Genomic DNA, 16,176 nt, shown 5'->3' with positions numbered 1-16,176 from the left:
CCTGCCTGTCCGATCTGCTTCCGATCAGAAGATCTGGTTCCAGGCCAGCTCTGCCAAATTCGCCGCCATGGTCGGCAGGTCGAAGGGGTTGACCTGACCCAGGCTGTGGCGCTGCCCCCCCATGATCACGTAGACCGAGAAGTTCCCGCTCTGGTGCAGGATCTCCATTCCGACGGACTGCACCAAGGGAGCGTTCACCAGCCCGGCCTTCGCCTTCTCGAAGAGCTCCTTGCCAGGGACCGTGTCGTAGATCTGCTGCATCTTGAGCTTCAGATCCGACGTCTCCTTGATGTACTTCACATGGTCCGCGGCCCACACCAGTTGGGCGGCCTGCGCGTCGGTGAGCACGCGCACCGACACCGTGACGGTCTTGACCGTGATGCCCAGCACCTTGTAGCGGTAGGTGAAGGTCATGATCTTGCGCGCCGCCACGCGGCGCAGGGTGTTCTCGATGGCCTTGCGGGTGGCGTCGTTGTCCTGGATCTGCTGGGCCGCGGCCTTGAGCGCATCCAGCTCGCGGAAGTACTTGTTGCGCTCCGCGTACACAGCGCTGCTGAGCGTCGAGTAGTAGACCGTGCCGCGGTGCGATGCCAGGCGGCTGGAGATCTGGCGATTGATCTCCGCCTTGGCGTAATCGATCATGCCAGGGATCTGCGTACGTAGGCCGCGCAGGCTGAGCTCGACCTCGTAGTCGCCGGTGGCCTTCTGCAGGTCGTTCCAGGCCTTCTCGGCGCTCGCGATCTCGTCCGAGATGCGGGCCTGCACGTCAGCCGTCACCAGGTCCACCAGCGCCGTCGGCGGCTTGATGTCCAGCGAGGTGGCCCGGTTGGTGATGCCACCCGAGACCTCGAAGCTCTGACTGCCGGCCACCAGGCCCCCGGTCAGCCCGATCGAATCCGGCGACATGCTGAAGCGTCCCGTGTAGGCTGCCGTACCGAAGGGGAACTCCCACCCGTACTGACCCTCCAGGCTGAGCCCGAAGGCGCCGGTCGACTGCACGAACCCCTCGACGTCCAGGCGGCTGGCCGGCTTGACCGGCAGGAACGTGGGCCACCAGGAGAAGTCGGCCGTCTCGCCGCGGACGTAGGCGTGGGCCCCCAGACCGTTCTGCAGGCTGGCCGAGCCGAACACGCCGCCACTGGCCCGGGCCAGCGGGATCTCCATGCCGACGAAGTCCTTGAAGAACAGGTCCAGCTGGGCTTCTCCGTTGTAGCCCGCCTGATAGCTGTGGCTCACGTCGGTCGCGAACGGATCGGTCAGCGACAGGTGGACTTCGTTGGTCTCGTTGTCGACCATCTGCCCCGACACCGCGATCACCTTGTAGATGGTGAAGCTGCCGGTGCGCGTGTTCTGGCCGTCGAACGTCCCCAAACCGTTGACCGGCAGGTCAGGCACGAAGGGGATGCGGCCGTTGAAGGAACGACCGATGCCGGCGTTACCGATCAGGTCCTGGGCGCCGTACACGTAGTACATCGGGTCGGTGTAGTCGACGATCATCAGGATCTCACCGCCGATGGGCGCCCGCACCACCAGCGGCTTGGTGGCGTTGGCACCGGTCTCGCCCGTCGCGATCCGCATCTCGAAGGCGGCCTTGATCCGGTAGACGAAGTAGTCGGTGTCGTCCTTGAGTCGGATGGGGAGCTCGCGATTCTGGTTGAGGAAGGCGCCCGAGAAGAGCCCGATGTCCGCCTCCAGTGGCTCGGCGAACTCGATCCGGTCGCTGGGCGGCGGGACCTTGGCCGTTCCCGAGACGGCGACCACCCGACCGGCCTCGTCGTAGCGCAGGCTCATGCTGGCGTCGACGAACTCGACCGTGTGGCCTTGGGTGGTCAGCGAGAGTCCACCGTTGACCGAGAGACCCTCCGCCGTCTCGGTGACGTCGCCCGTCGCCTTCACGCCTTCCTTGCCGAAGCTGTTCTGGCTGGAGCCCGCGCCTGTGCTGGTGGTGGGCGGAGGGGGAGGGGGTGGCGGCGGCTGCGTCGGGGGAGTCGTGACGCTGGGCTCCGAGATCGACGGCCCGAGCGGGTCGAGGTCGTCGGCGCAGGCGCTCAGGGCCACGCCCACCGCGAGGAGGCCAGGCAGCAGACGCCGGGCCCGTCCTTGCGGGGCGGTGCGGGTGCGGGGTGCGAACATGGTATCCTCCAGGGTTTTCTCGATTCCACGTGTCGGTGGCTCATCCTGGAGGGCGCCGTCGGGGGGGTGTCACCCTCACGGGGACCTCGGACCCGGCCTCGACCGGCCGGGTGCCCGTCGCGGGATCTTCCCGACGGGGGATCGGGCTCCCCTCCCGGCTGCGCCGGCCGAGCCCACCCGGCCAGCTTGGATCAGAGTGGGTGTGGTTTGCGCGAGCCGGATCGGCGTCCGGTGCATCCCTTGGCCGCGGCCCCGTCCGGAAGGAGGGGGGAGCCATGTCAGTCCGGGTGATGATTCCGTTGGATGGGTCCAAGCTGAGTGAGCGGGCTCTGCCGTTGGGGGCGGCGATCGCTGCCTCGGACCCGGATGGGGTGGAGGTCGTGCACGTGCATGTGCCTCATCCGCCGATCGACCTCCTGGGGGGCACACAGTATCAGTTCCAGGGCATCGACCTGGATGAGTACGATCGCCATGACCGCGCCAAGGAAGCCGACTACCTCGGCAACGTGGCGCGCCACGTGCGGTCCGATCTGATGGCGCCTGCCCGTTGGACGCTGCTGGAAGGGGACGTTCCCAACGCGATCGACGCGCATGCGGAAGAGGAGCACACCGACCTCATCGTCCTGACGACCCACGGGCGCACCGGCTTGAGTCGACTCTGGCTGGGGAGTCGCGCCGAAGCCCTGCTTCGGCACACGTATCACCCCATGCTGCTCGTGCCGGGGAAGGAAGGGGAGACCCGGCCAGAGCCGACTCGTCTCCAGCACATCCTGGTGGCCCTCGATCGCGGTGACGTGGGAGAGCACGCGCTCCTCCCCGTCACCAAGCTGGCGCGTACCATGGGCGCGCGGATCACGCTGCTGCACGTTCTGGCTTCCGAAGTCACCTTCGGCCCCTGGACCACCCTGATCCCGAAGGAGAACGGGGTCGACGCCGTCGAGGACGCCAAGGAGTACCTCGAGGGTGTGGCGGATGAGCTGAGGCGAGCGGGCTACGAGGTGGGCACGCGCGTGGAGATCGGGCATCCGGTGGCCGCGACGATCCTCGCAGCTGCCGAAAAATTGGATGCCGACCTGATCGCGTTGGGAACGCACGGGTATGGTGCGGTCAACCGCTTCATCCTGGGCAGCGTGGCGGACAAGGTGATCCGCGGCAGCGCTCGGCCGGTGTTGGTGCAGCCGCCGCCGAATCGGGCCTAGTTCCGCAACGGGACGAGGTGTCCCCCGGACGCGAGTGCGGGGGAGGCCATGACCCGGCCTCCTCCGCCGCGCCTCGGGGCGCTCAGCGAAAGGTGCGGCGCGCCCCTGCTCAACGCCACGTCGGCCCTGCGTTGTGAATCGCTCGGCTCCTCCCGTAGGTTGGCCGTTCCGGCCCGCTTCCTGGGAGGTATCCGATGCGCCGTGCCCTCGCGCTCGTCACGGTCCTGCTTCTCCATGCGACGCGTCCCGCCGTCGGGCAGACGGTCGCTCGCACGGACGAGCCTCGCCCGCTCCGCCTCGAAGACCACTACCGCCTGCTCGACGTGGGGGCACCGCGCATCTCTCCCGACGGACGCTGGGTCACCTATACCGTCTCGACTCCGGTGGAGGAGACCAACACGGACGATGTGGCCACCTGGCTGGTCCGCGCCGACGGAGCACGCGCTCCTTTGCGGATCACACATGCGGGCGCGGACGTGCGTGACCCCACCTGGACGCGCGCAGGGCGCCTGCGCTTCACCACGGACGAGGGGGCCCTCTGGACCGTGGACCCCAGCGCGCCCGATGGGGCGGCCCAGGCCTTCGAGTCGGATCCGGAAGGGCTACCCAGCCCGGACGGCCGCTGGCGCGCAGTGGTGCGAGCCCTGCCCATGCCCTCGCCCGCCGAGGCCGAAGGGTCTGAGTTCGAACGACGCCATGAGGCGCGATTCAAAGGCGCTCAGGTGGACTGGTATCCCTTCGTGCGCGACGGTCAGCCGTTTCCGCTACCGGATCGCCGCGACGACGCGCCCAGGGAGATCTTCCTGGAGCCGGTAGGCGGTGGGCCGGCCGTTCAGCTTACCCGCCTCGGGCTGCAGCCGGAGCAACTGTCGTGGCGGGCGGACGGGCGCACGCTGTTGTTCACTGCGGACGAATCGGTGCTTGACGAACTGGCGTATGGGCGGCCCGATCTCTTCCTTGTGACGACCGACGGAGCGCTGACCCGCCTCACCGACGACGGCTACACCTATTCCGGCGTGGGCTACTCGCCGGATGGGCGCTGGATCTCCTACGTGCGCGCCTACGGGACCGACTTCATCATCGACCGCGCGCTCGACCACGGGGGGCCTACCGATCTGTATGTGCGCCCGGCCGACGGCGGTGAGCCGCTCAACCTGACGGCGGAGTGGGATCTGGACGCCGGCCGGCCGATGTGGTCGCCCGACGGCCGCTGGCTCTACTTCACAGCCGGCATCGGCGGCGCGACCCACCTCTTCCGGGTCGCGCCCACCGGTGGACCGGTGGAGCAGGTCACCACGGGAGAGCGCCGCATCCGAGATCTCGACATCGATGCCGCTTTCCGGCGCATGACCTACACGGTGGGCACCTTCGACCGACCCGACGACGTGTGGAGTGCCGACATCGATGGGAGCGACGAGCGGAAGCTCACCGACGTTCACCGGGACTTCCTGGATGGGGTGGCGACCAGTCCCGGCGAACGGATCACCTGGCAGAGCTACGACGGCACCGAGATCGAGGGCTTCCTGCTGTCCCCGTTCGGGTACGATCCGGAGGGTGGACCCTACCCGCTGATCGTGGTCAACCACGGGGGGCCGCACTCGGCGTCCGGCTATGGCTTCGACTTCAAGAGCCAGCTCTTCGCCGCCAGCGGCTACTTCGTCTTCCTGCCCAACTTCCGGAGCTCGACGGGCTACGGGGACGCCTTCAAGTGGGCCACCTGGGGCGCCTGGGGCACGCGCGATGGAGAGGACGTCCTCTCCGGCGTCGACCACCTGATCGAGCGGTACCCGATCGACCGCTCACGAGTCGGCACCACCGGACATTCCTACGGGGGCATCCTCACCAACTGGCTCATCACGCGCTATCCGGACCGCTTCGCCGCGGCCGTGAGTGGAGCGGGCGCATCGAACTGGACCAGCAACTATGCCCACTCGGACGTGGCCCGCACCAAGGAAACCGAGTTCTTCGGGCGGCCCTGGGAGCCGCGAGCGCGGGAGATCATGATCCGCCAGTCCGCCTTCCTCAACTCGGCCGGCGTGCGCACCCCCACGTTGTTCGTGCACGGGGACCAGGACTACCGGGTTCCGCTGGAAGGCGCCATCCAGCTCTACACGTCACTCAAGAAGCAGCGCGTGCCGGCGAAGCTGCTCATCTATGAGGGCATGGCGCACGCGATCCGGGGGCACTGGAATGAAGTGCACCGTGCGATGAGCGAGTTGGAGTGGTGGGAGACGTACCTCAAGCCGGCGCGCCCGTCGGCGGATTGAGCGGCGCGCTCAGTAGCCCCTCGGTTCCCCATTGTGGCGCGGATCCGCGACGGCGACCCACCGATCCCCGCGCCGCACGATCATGTAGATCCGAGCGTAGCCCGGGGGCAGCGCAGTGGGCTCCCAGCCCATCGCGCGGGCTCCCTCGAGCGCGCCGGCGGTGAACCCGGTCTCCATCTGGACCTCTGCGGAACCCGGGTTCGCGAAGAGCCGCGGCATGCGCACGGCATCCAACGGGTCCATGCCGTAGTCCAGCACGTAGACCATCGTCTGGGCGATGGTCGGCTGGATGAGCCCGCCTCCCGGCGCACCGACCACCATCTCGACCCGACCGTCGCGCAGAACCACCGTCGGCGAGATGGTTGTGGAGCGCGTGCGCCAGCGGGAGAGCGAGGACGCGCTGGCCGTCTCGGGTGTGAACTGGAACCCCGAGTCGTTGAGAAAGAACCCGAGCACGCTCGCGCCAGAGCCGAACACGGTGCTGTTGGTCTGGGTGAGCGAGACCGCGTTGCCCTCGGCGTCGACGACGGACAGGTGCGTCGTCTCACCGTGTGCGGCATCGTCCTCTGCTTCTCCGGGCCCGGTCACTCCAGGGAGCGCGGGTGTCGGTCCATACGGGTCGAAGGCCGCGCAGGCCGCGGGCGGTGCCGACGCCTCATAGCGTAGGGCGTCGCCGTCCGGCACCGGCGACACCACCCGGCCCTTGCCCACCAGGTCCGCGCGCTCGCGCGTGTAGGCCTCGGAAACCCGGCCTGCCGCGGACATCGGTGACCAATTGGGGTCGCCGTTGCCGCGGTTGTCCGCCGTTCCCACCCGCAACGCGGAGGCGAGCACGTCCAGCGCCGGCGCCGAGTGGGTGGGGAGCCCCAGGGTCGGAAGGTCGTAGGGCTCCACCAGTTTGAGGACCTCAAGGACGTTGGCCCCGCTTTGGGGCGGCGGTGCCGAGAGCAGCACTCGGCCCCGGTAGGTGGCGCACACCGGCCGCTCCCATTGGACCGGGTAGCTGGCCAGGTCGTCCAGCGTCGCCGGATTCCCGTGCGCGTTCAAGGCCTCCACGATCCGGCGCGCTGTCTCACCTCGATAGAATCCGTCGACGCCCGCCTCGGCGATGCGCCGGAGGACGGCGGCCAGCTCCGGGTTCCGGAAGCGGTCTCCAGGTGCGAGCGCCTTCCCGCCTGGCATCAGTAGAGCCTTGGAGGCTTCGAAGCGGCTGATCTTCTCCTCGGAGGAGAGAATGAACTCGGCCAGCACCTGATTTACCGGAAAGCCCTCCTCGGCGAGTCGGATCGCCGGCTCCAACACCTGTTGACGCGAAAGCCGTCCGAAGCGCTGGTGGACCGCGAGGAGCCCGGCCACATCTCCTGGAATCCCCACCACCCGTAGATCCGCGGGGCCCTGTCGTTCGGCGGGAACGCGCCCGGACGCGAAGGCTGCCGCCCAGGTGTCCGCGTTCTGCGCAGCGTAGAAGTCGAGGTACTCGGCGCGACCCTCGTGCTGCAGCCAAAGCGTCATGGCGCCGCTCCCACCGACGCCCGACATCTGCGGCTCGGCTACTCCCACCGCGAACGCTGCGGCTACGGCAGCGTCGACCGCGTTGCCTCCGGCGCGCAGCATCGACACGCCGGCCTCACTCGCGAACGGGCTCGCCGACGACACCGCGCCATGCTCGGCGATGATGCGGCGCCCCATGTCCGGAGGTGGGGTAGGGGGAAGGGTGGAGGGCGAGCCGCAGGCCGCTGCGAGCAGCCCGAGCAGGAGACCGAGACGAGCAACGGCAGTCATGCGATTCGCTCCGTCGGGTTCGTGGCCGAGGCGACCCGCGGACCCGCTCGACGGGTCGGGGCACCGCCTCAAGGTCCGGAGCCCACTTGAAGAGAGCAAGGGATCAGCGGGAGCGCCCGCCCTGCGCGCTGGCCGCCTCCCCTCGACTTGACCGAGCCCGTTGCACGCCGGACACTGCGGGAGGCACGCCAGTGGGCCCTGATGGCCCCCGGTGGCCGTTCGTCGCTGTGTACCGCCGTGCCGCAGGAGTCCGCCATGAACCGCCCCAGGTCCATCCGTTCGACCGTGTTTGCCCTGCTCACCGCGGTCGGCGTGCTGACGCCCGCCGGGTTGTCCGCGCAGGCCGCTCAGGTACCCACGCCCGAAGCCTACTTCGGCTTCCGCATGGGTAGCGACGGCAGGTTGGCGCGCTGGGACAAGATGGTGGAGTACTACCGGATGTTGGGCGAGGCGTCCGACCGCATGGCGGTGTGGGAGATGGGGCCCACCACGCTGGGGAATCCCTTCCTGGCGCTGATCGTCACTTCACCGGCCAACCATGCCCGCTTGGACGAGTACCAGCGTCTGAACGCGCTGCTGGCGGATCCACGGGCAGCGTCCGAGGCCCAGATCGAGGCTGCCATTCGGACGGGGAGGGCGGTCGTGGTGCAGTCGCTTTGCCTGCACTCGACCGAAGTGGCGGCCGGGCAGACCGCAGTGGAGCTGGCCTACGACCTCGTCACGCGCGAAGACGACGAGATGCGACGCATCCTGGACGAGACCATCGGCATCATGATCCCCTGCTTCAATCCAGACGGGCAGATCATGGTGGCGGATTGGGTGACCCGGACCACCGGCACCGAATACGAGGGCGTGGGACTTCCCAACCTCTATCACCACTACATCGGACACGACAACAACCGTGACGCGTTCATGCAGAACACGGCCGAGTCGCGATACGGCGCACAGATCCTCTTCCGCGAGTGGATTCCACAGGCCTACGTGGACCACCACCAGATGGGTGGCTACACCGCGCGCATCTACCTACCGCCCTACGCCGAGCCCATCCGGCCCGAGGGCGATCCGCTGGTGTGGCGTGAGATGGCATGGTACGGCGCCCACATGGCGTACAAGATGGACGAGGCGGGGTTGGATGGCGCCGTCAATGCGGCCATCTATTCGGGGTGGGGCCATTTCGGCTTCCACTGGATCACGCCTTTCCACAACATCGCCGGCATGCTGACCGAATCGGCCAGCCCGCGCATGGCCAGCCCGCTGTACGTGCACCCCGAACAGCTGGGCGGATCGCGCCAACTCCCCGAGTACGAAGCGCAGACCACCTTCCCGAGTCCCTGGAAGGGCGGGTGGTGGCGCGTGCGCGACATCGTGGACCGTCAGAAGGTGGCGTTCATGGCCACGCTGGACATGGCGGCCCGCAACCGGGAAACCGTTCTGCGCAACGCCTACCTGAAGGCCAGCCGCCAGATCGAGCGTGGCAGTGAGGGCACTCCCGCCGCGTACGTGATCCCGGCGGATCAGCACGATCCGCTCACCATGCAGCTCATGGTGAAGAAGCTGATGCTGCAAGGCATCGAGGTCCGGCGTGCCGATCAGGGGTTCACGCACGAAGGCCGGGTGTACGAGGCGGGGACCTACGTGGTCACCATGTCCCAGCCCAAGCGCGGCGTGATCCGTTGGCTGCTGGGACGCACGTTCTATCCACAGAACTCGTATACCATCGACCCTGAGGGCAATCCCATCCGGCCGTACGATATGTCGGGCGACGTGATGGCCGAGTTCATGGGCGTGCGAGTGGATCCGGTGGAGACGGCGGTGAGCGCTCCCACCACCGTGCTCTCTGAAGCGCCCACTCCGGTGGGAGCGGTGCAGGTGGGTCCGTACGGCTACGTGCTGGCCGGTGCCCTCAACGCCAGCTTCAAGGCCGTCAACCTTCTCTGGAACGAAGGAGTGGAGGTGCGGCGTGCCCGGGAGAGCGGACAGGGGCTGCGATCCGGCGACTTCGTGGTGCCGGCCAACCTTTCCGCCGACGTCGCACGCCGTGTCGCGGCGGCGACCGGGGTGGACTTCCTTCCGCAGCAACAGGATCCGGGCTCCGTGACTGACCCGCTGCGACGCCAACGGGTGGCCATGTACCAGCGCTACTACGGGGGCAACATCGACGAAGGATGGACGCGTTGGCTGCTCGAGGACTTCGAGTTTCCGTACGAGACCGTCATGGACGCGGACATCCGCGCCGGAAACCTGAATCGGCGCTTCGACGTGATCCTCCTGCCCGACGACAGTCCCGGCATGATGACCGGAGAGGCCACAGCCGAGCGTGCCGACGAATACCCACCCGAATTCCGCAGCGGGTTCGGGGAGGAGGGCGCTGAGGCACTCCACCAGTTCGTGCGTGGTGGCGGCACGCTGGTGACGTTCGCCGAGGCGGGCGCGCTGGCCATCGACAAGTTCGATCTGCCGGTGCGGGATATCGTCGACGGTTTGCCCGGCAAGGAGTTCTGGGCCCCGGGCTCCACGCTGCGCGTGCGCATGGCGGACGATCCGCTCACCTACGGCATGCCGAACGAGACGTTGGCGGTGTTCTTCGGCGCAAGCCAGGTCTACGAGGTGGAGGCGGGTGCCGGGAGCGCCGACGTCCGGCGCATCGCGTCCTACGCCGACCGCGACGTGTTGCAGAGCGGCCAGCTCTGGGGTGAGGACGTGATCGCCGACAAGGCCGCCATGGTGGGTGTGAAGCACGGCCAGGGAGAGGTGATCCTGATCGGTTTCCGCGCCCAGCACCGGGCCCAGACCCACGGGACCTTCAAGCTGCTGTTCAATGCGCTGATGAGTCGCAGCCCCACCGGTCGGAACGTGATGGACCACGAGTGACGGACCCTGATCGTCAGGAGCCTGCCGCGAGCGGCAGGGAGGGACCCGCGGTGGGGTCGAGACCCTTAACCTCGTGACAGAGAACTCCCGACAGCGGCCCGGCGCCGTGCGGGGTGAAGCTTCATCGATGGCCCGCGCCCCGTTGGGGCGGGTATTGTGTTCTTCGGTCCCAAATCCGTGGCGCTGCCTCCAGCGGGGCGCCGGGCCTGCTCGAAAGGACGGGTACGTCCGAGGAGGGATCATGAAGATCCTACGTCTATTCACCCTTGCCGCCGTTGTGGCTGGTGTCATGGCCCTGCCGGCGGGAGCTCAGGTGGAGTTCGAGGTGACGCCCTTCGCGGGTGGCACCTTCTACCTGGCCGACCTCCCCAATCAGTTCTCGCTGCACCGGGGGAGCGCGAGCGACCTCATCGTTCACGACGGCAAGTTCGGCGACGCCTGGACGCTGGGCCTGAACGCCGGCTTCCGGATCCGTGAGGCATGGGCCCTCGAGGGCATGTTCGCCTGGCTACCGACCAACCTCTCGGCGACCAGTGGACTGACCGGAGTCGAGGACCTGAACGCGTACATGTACGGTCTGACCGGGCTGTACTATCTCCCGGTCGACTGGCGCATCCAGCCCTTCGTGGGCCTGGGCGCGGGCGCGGAGACCTACGCCTACAACCGGTCGGGCCTCGAAGGTCATACCGACCTCATGGGCAACGTCGTGGGAGGCCTGTACGCGTCGGTGACCGACATGGTCGGGCTCCGGTTGGAGGCACGTGACTGCTTCGCCCGCTTCGAGTCGGGTGTCCAGTCCGTGGACAACGCGTGGGAGAATGACCTGATGGTGACGCTCGGCTTGAGCTTCCGCACGAGGCTCGGAGGGTAGAGCGCCGGCGGGCGGGGAACACGCTCCCCGCCCGCATCGCCCACTCACCCGCCCGGTCGCCTTCCCCGGATCCGGTCCGGTGGCACGCCGTCTCCGATTAGACGGGTCATTCCATCAATTCGCCGTGCATCCCCCGCCCGCTGGACAGACACCAGGAGGGTTCAGCCCGTTGAACGTCTGCCTGCAGCGCGCGTTGTTCTGGAAGAGGTTGGTGGCGGTCAGGTCTGGCGCGTTGTGTGTCGCCGCCAGCCACATGGCGTTGATTCCGCAATACGCGCTGTTCGCGATGAGGCTGTTCGTGATCAGGTTGCTCGGTGGCACGTACTGGTTGGAGAAGCTACCGACGAGCAGAGCCGCTTGGTCCTGTGTATTGGCGGGGCGGCAGTTGTTGGACTGGATGCCGTTGGGTGCGCCGGCATAGGTGATCTGCACATAGTCGAGGCGAGATCCGTTGGCCGTGTTGAGCCAGATCCCCACCCAATCCCCGGGGGCGGGGTTGGCCTCGCCCGAAGTGAACACGATCGGCTTCGCCGCGGTCCCCACGGCGTTGAGCACGCCGACGAGGTTGTTGGGGGCGTTCCCGTTGCTGCCGAATGTCATGCGTGCTCCAGGTTGTCCACCCACCCGCGGGAACCTGAACGTGACACCCGGGCGCACCGTGAGGGTCACCGGTGCCGTCGCGGGTGGCGTGGGCCCGATGTAGAGACTGGTGAAGGGGATGCGAATGGGGACCCCGACTTCCTGCACGGTCATGTCTGCGAAGACATTGGCGTTCGGTCCGTGGATGAGGATCTCGTCGGTCGCGTTGCCGGTGTAGCTGCCAGTAGGAAGCGAGCCGAGCGCCATCATGGTCGTGTGGACCGGCCGGCCGCCCGAAGCTGTGATCTGCAGTTGCCTGGAGTCGGCCGTGAACGCGGCGTTGGCATCGAGATTGACGCCGACGCCTTGCGACCCCTGGATCGTCACGTTGTCCGTCCGGAGCACCGCCGCCGTCGGTGACCCGTACCCGACCCCGATGACCGCGATCGTGGGATCGTTCAGCCCCCCAAAGGCTCCGCCACCCTCCAGCCGAGTCCAGGTCAGGTCGATGAGCGACGTCGGCGTGAATCCCCGGAGCGCCCCCCAAGGCTGGTTGGCGTTGTCGCGACGGAAGACGACGGAGCTCGTGGCGCTCGTGCCGGCGGACACCAACTTCGCATTGTCCCGGACCGTGATGGATACGCCCTGCCCCAAGGCCACGATCGCGCAGGGTTCGACGGTCACCGTCGCAGTCCCCCTGATCGAGATGCTGTTCGGCACGCGGTGTGTGACGCCGTTGCCTGCCCAGCTTTCGTTCGCCGTGACGTCGGCCGAGTGGGTCACGACCGTACCGTTGGGTTGGCCGCAGGCGACCCCCGCCGGCGCGTTCACCGTGACCGTGGCGCCGCCACTGAATTGACTGGCGACATGGGTCGCAAAGACGTTGTACACGCCCGGAGTGTTCGACGTGAAGGTGGCAGTGTTGCCGCTGGGCGAGAGCGTTCCACCCGGTGAGCCGGTCCAGACGACGCCCGTCGGGCAAGATGCCGTGCCGACGACCGTGGCCGTCAGGGTCGAGGTCCCGCCGACGTTGATGGTTCCTGGATTCGCTGCAACCGCTACGCCGGTCACCGTGCAGCTCGGTGGATTGCTTGGGCTCGAGCAAGCGGAGAAGAGGAGCCCTGTCACTGCCCCGGCGACGAACGCGCGAGCCAGCCACATGGAAGGTGTTTCCTCAGGGGAAGGGGTGCAGCCCAACCGCGTGGTGTCACGCTCGCTTCACCATGAGATTGGGTGCGGCGGCCTGTCAAGATCCGATCCTGCGCCTACCCCGCCCTCGCGGCGGAGCCCTACCCGCCCGGTCGCCTTCCCCGGATCCGGTCCGGTGGCACGCCGTCCCGCATGAGGCGCGTCACGTCACGCACGGCGCGATCGGGAGCCACGCCGTCGCGCAGTAAGCGGCGCACCGCCGCCGGAACGTGGAGCAGCGCGTCCGGGTTCTCCCGCTGGGACAGCGCCTGCCGCACCACCTCCAGGGCGCCGTCCACCGGCACACCCGTCTCCGCCAGATCGCCGAGCACGACCAGCGCCACTGGCGTTCGCTCCCCCGCTTCCCGGCCCACGGCGCGCAGCGCCTCTCCGGGCACTCCGCGCTGCAGTGCGTCGGCGCCCGCCACTACGGCCGGCCCGGTGGCCTCCCCACCCAGCAGGCTGCGGGACTCCTGCAGTCGACCGGAATAGGCCTGGAGCGCGGCCAGGATGCGCTCCGCGGGCACCCGCTTGGCCGCTCCCTCCAATGCCTTGTCGTAGAGCGGCTCGGCGGGGGCTCCGGCTCGTGTGGCGTCCGCCACCAGCGCCTGGATCCGAGCCACCGCCTCGGCGGGCAGCACCTGGGCGAGGCGAGCCTCCGCATCCTGCCCGGCCAACGCACAGGGCAGGGCCAGGATCAAGGTGCCGAGGGTTGCGTATGTGCGTCTCATCGTGCGTCCGCTCCCGGGCAGCCCGCACCGGGCAGCCCCTTCTCCTGTCCTGAAGACGACCGGGCGGCCCGGTCCGTCACATCGTCTTCCATCGTCTCGTCGTCGCGACCGGGCACCACCAGCGTGCCGTTCTCCCGACCCCATTCGTCCGATACCCGTCCGGGCACGCCTTTCTCCGGCAGGTACCACTCACCATCCACCAAGAATCCGAAGTGGTACAACCCCGGCCGCACCCCAACGCGCGCGGTCCAGGTGTCTCCGTCGCGCTGCATGGGGACCGGCGACCAGTCGCTGAAGTCACCCACCAGCTCCACCGTCGCAGCGTCGTCGGCTTCCAGCCGGAAGGTGGCGGCGCGTTCTCCGTGCGGCTCGCCTTCTACGGCGTAGATCGGGGTGGCCGGCGCCGCGAAGCGAAGGCCGTCCCAGCGCAGGATGAGTCCGCCCTGAGGCGCCCCGCTGGTGTGCACCAACGGATCCGGCTCGGTCCGAAGGCCACTGGCACGCGCGCTCCAGGAGCCACCGAGCGGCACCTGGAACAGCAAGCCACCGGTGAGCTCGTCGCCCGCGGGTCCGGACCAAGAGGACACGAACGCCTGCCAGACCGTTCCCAACAGGGCGCCAGCGACCGACCCGGATGCCCGCCGCCAGCGCCCGGCTCTGGTGTCGTACCCGGTCGCGCCCGCCGACCACAGCACCGGTCCGCTGAGCAGCCGTACCTCGCCGCCCCAGGCGCGGTGCCAGAGATCGTTCTCGGCACGCCGGATGAGCGGCGTGTCGCCCGCGCGGTCCAGGCGGTTGCGCGTGATGCGATCCGTATCGGTGATGCGCGCTTCGATCCGCGAGTGACCGCCGCCGGCCTCGACGTGCGCGAGCAGGTGGAGGCGGCCTGCCCGCACACGAAGACGCGGTCGCACGGTGCCGGCCCACGCGCGGTAGGTATAGGGCTCGTCCACTGCGAACCCGTAGCCGTCGAGCGTCGTGCCCAGATCCAACCGCCCTACCGGCGTCCACCACCCCTCGCTCCCGAACGAGACCGAACCCCAATCGCTGCCCACATCGTCCAGAGCGCGGCCTCCCACCACGGACAGCCACGCCCCGCTTCCCAAGGCCGTTCGGTAGTCCGCCGAGAGGCCCGCCAGCGCGTAGCTGGCCTGTACCGCGTCCGTGCCCGAAGGCGGGAAGCGGCGCGCCCATCCCGCTTCGAATCCGATGCGGCCCTCCTGCGCGGTGCCACTGCTCGGCAGTGACACCAGGAGCGCCAGCAACAAAGCGCGGCCGGGAAAGGTCGGGCTCGGCATCAGCCGATGGCGTCCGGAGTCGGCGCTTCCACGGCGATCACCGCATTGCGATTCCCGAAGCCGTCGTCGCTGTAGCGCTCGGCCCGGGGATCGGTCACCCAGTCGGAACCGTCGATCACGAACATGTACTGATGGACGCCCGGCTCGAGCCGGATCCGGCCGGTCCATACGCCATCTCCGTCCACATCCGTCAATGCATTGAGGCCTTCCCATTCGCTGAAGTCACCCGCCACCGCGACCGAGGTGGCACCCGGGGCCTCCAGCGAGAACTGCACGAAGACCTCCGTGCTCGGTGACGAAGCGGGCCGCTCTTGTGGCCAGAGGATGAGGCCCGCCACTGCGGCGGCGGCCAGGAGTCCCGTGAGGGGCGTGACTCGCAGCGTGCGGGGCCTGAGCAGCCAAGTCCGCTGACGGTCGGGCAAGGCTGTGCCCTCCGCGAGCGACCCGACCTCGGCCATGATGCGGTCCTCGAGACCCAGCGGTGCGTGCGCGGGGGCGTCTGCCTTCAGCTCATCCAGCGCCTGTTCCCAAAGGGCGAGATCTTCCAGTGCGGCATCGTCCAGCGCGCTGCGGGGCAGCTCACCGTCCAGGACCTTCCTCACGTTCTCATTCATCGGCATACCCGCAGGATCTCCTGCAACTCCTCGCGGGCGCGCAGCACCCGCATCTTCAGCGCCGAGACCGAGGCTCCCAGGAGTTCGGCCATCTCGTCGTATGAGTGTCCTTCCACGTGTTTGAGCAGGAAGGCCTCTCGTTGGTCGGGAGGCAATCGCACCAGGGCGTCTTTGACCCGCGCCCGCACCTGCGCGCGCTCGGCTCGTTCCCACGCGCTCTCGTCCTCGGACACCACGACCTCGGCGGCTTCCAGGGAGAGCACCTTGCGGTGACGACTCTTAAGCACATCCTTGCACAGGTTCGCGCAGATGCGAAACAGCCACCCACCTACCTTCTCGGGCTCCGCACAGCGCGGCAGCTTCTGGTACCCGTTCACAAACGCGCGCTGCACCACATCGGCCGCCTCGTCCGCACTGCCGAGCATGCGGTCTGCATGCCGGTAGAGCGCGTCCTGATGGCGTCGTACCAGCAGTCGGTAGAACTCGTGCTGGCCGGCCAGGACGGCGCGCACCACGGCGCCGTCGCTGGGCGTCGCGGTGCTGGGCGTTGGCCTCTTGGTGCTCATAGAGGGCTGGGGTCGCAAGCTTCGGGCCGGGGACCGGATCGCGGACGTGGCGCCGGGCCCCGCGGGGCCCGACACCA

The 16,176-nt window shown here is 68.3% G+C and carries 11 protein-coding genes; 4 read left to right on the top strand and 7 right to left on the bottom strand.

The window, feature by feature from the left end; translation table 11 throughout:
• Positions 1-24 precede the first annotated feature (24 nt).
• Positions 25-2,133, bottom strand: a complete 2,109-nt coding sequence (locus R3E10_18405) for a hypothetical protein (protein MEZ4417735.1) — start codon at positions 2,131-2,133, stop codon at positions 25-27.
• 275 nt (positions 2,134-2,408) lie between these two features.
• Between R3E10_18405 and R3E10_18400 the strand changes: the two genes are divergently transcribed.
• Together R3E10_18400 and R3E10_18395 are read left to right on the top strand one after the other, a co-directional pair.
• Complete coding sequence (locus R3E10_18400) at positions 2,409-3,332, top strand: universal stress protein (protein MEZ4417734.1); 924 nt, start codon at positions 2,409-2,411, stop codon at positions 3,330-3,332.
• 194 nt (positions 3,333-3,526) lie between these two features.
• A complete protein-coding gene (locus tag R3E10_18395) occupies positions 3,527-5,599 on the top strand; it encodes a prolyl oligopeptidase family serine peptidase (protein ID MEZ4417733.1) in 2,073 nt (690 codons plus the stop codon).
• 9 nt (positions 5,600-5,608) lie between these two features.
• Here R3E10_18395 and R3E10_18390 read toward each other — a convergent pair whose 3' ends face one another.
• Positions 5,609-7,381 carry a gamma-glutamyltransferase family protein gene (locus tag R3E10_18390; GenBank protein MEZ4417732.1) on the bottom strand — a complete coding sequence of 591 codons (1,773 nt, stop codon included), beginning with the start codon at positions 7,379-7,381 and terminating at the stop codon, positions 5,609-5,611.
• 255 nt (positions 7,382-7,636) lie between these two features.
• Here R3E10_18390 and R3E10_18385 point away from each other — a divergent pair, with 255 nt between their 5' ends.
• Both R3E10_18385 and R3E10_18380 read left to right on the top strand, forming a co-directional pair.
• Complete coding sequence (locus R3E10_18385) at positions 7,637-10,252, top strand: M14 family metallopeptidase (GenBank protein ID MEZ4417731.1); 2,616 nt, start codon at positions 7,637-7,639, stop codon at positions 10,250-10,252.
• Between the two features lie 241 nt (positions 10,253-10,493).
• On the top strand, positions 10,494-11,123 hold the full coding sequence (locus R3E10_18380) for an outer membrane beta-barrel protein (protein MEZ4417730.1): 630 nt from the start codon (positions 10,494-10,496) through the stop codon (positions 11,121-11,123).
• Between the two features lie 114 nt (positions 11,124-11,237).
• On the opposite strand, the gene R3E10_18375 is transcribed toward R3E10_18380, so the two are convergent.
• The 5 genes from R3E10_18375 to R3E10_18355 form a co-directional block, all read right to left on the bottom strand.
• Entirely contained in the window at positions 11,238-12,773 is a 1,536-nt protein-coding gene (locus R3E10_18375) for a hypothetical protein (protein MEZ4417729.1), read from the bottom strand.
• A gap of 218 nt (positions 12,774-12,991) precedes the next feature.
• Complete coding sequence (locus R3E10_18370; GenBank protein ID MEZ4417728.1) at positions 12,992-13,621, bottom strand: hypothetical protein; 630 nt, start codon at positions 13,619-13,621, stop codon at positions 12,992-12,994.
• On the bottom strand, positions 13,618-14,919 hold the full coding sequence (locus tag R3E10_18365) for a glycogen-binding domain-containing protein (protein ID MEZ4417727.1): 1,302 nt from the start codon (positions 14,917-14,919) through the stop codon (positions 13,618-13,620). Before R3E10_18365 ends, R3E10_18370 begins: the two co-directional genes overlap by 4 nt.
• Complete coding sequence (locus tag R3E10_18360; GenBank protein ID MEZ4417726.1) at positions 14,919-15,539, bottom strand: glycogen-binding domain-containing protein; 621 nt, start codon at positions 15,537-15,539, stop codon at positions 14,919-14,921. The genes R3E10_18365 and R3E10_18360 overlap by 1 nt, the downstream gene beginning before the upstream one ends.
• Positions 15,530-16,099, bottom strand: a complete 570-nt coding sequence (locus tag R3E10_18355; GenBank protein ID MEZ4417725.1) for an RNA polymerase sigma factor — start codon at positions 16,097-16,099, stop codon at positions 15,530-15,532. Before R3E10_18355 ends, R3E10_18360 begins: the two co-directional genes overlap by 10 nt.
• Positions 16,100-16,176 lie beyond the last annotated feature (77 nt).

Source organism: Gemmatimonadota bacterium (genome assembly GCA_041390105.1).
Taxonomy (GTDB): Bacteria; Gemmatimonadota; Gemmatimonadetes; order Longimicrobiales; family Gaopeijiaceae; genus JAGQIF01.
This window is presented reverse-complemented; position numbering and strand designations above follow the sequence as displayed.